The organism is Staphylococcus sp. GDX8P80P (genome assembly GCF_017893095.1).
GTDB classification, from domain to species: Bacteria; Bacillota; Bacilli; order Staphylococcales; family Staphylococcaceae; genus Staphylococcus; species Staphylococcus borealis.
The window spans coordinates 1-229 of the sequence record NZ_JAESMI010000268.1 but is presented as its reverse complement, the minus strand read 5'-3'; the positions used below and the strand labels follow the sequence as shown (position 1 = coordinate 229).

At 31.9% G+C, this 229-nt stretch carries 1 protein-coding gene; it reads left to right on the top strand.

Annotated features, from left to right (window positions below; genetic code table 11):
- Positions 1-85: 85 nt before the first annotated feature.
- The coding region (locus tag KA858_RS12730) for an ATP-binding cassette domain-containing protein (protein WP_210135857.1) at positions 86-229 on the top strand (144 nt) is incomplete at its 3' end.

The following is a 229-nucleotide window of genomic DNA, read 5'->3' as shown; positions in this document are numbered from 1 at the left end:
ACACGTTTACATTTACATTAGCTCGAAACAAAGATATAAGTATGTTATAATTTGTCCGTTAGAATAACGATAAAGGAGTAAGTGCATGTTACAAGTTACTGATGTGAGTTTACGATTTGGTGATCGTAAATTATTCGAAGACGTAAATATTAAATTTACAGAAGGCAATTGCTATGGGTTAATCGGTGCAAATGGCGCTGGGAAGTCTACATTTTTAAAAATATTATCT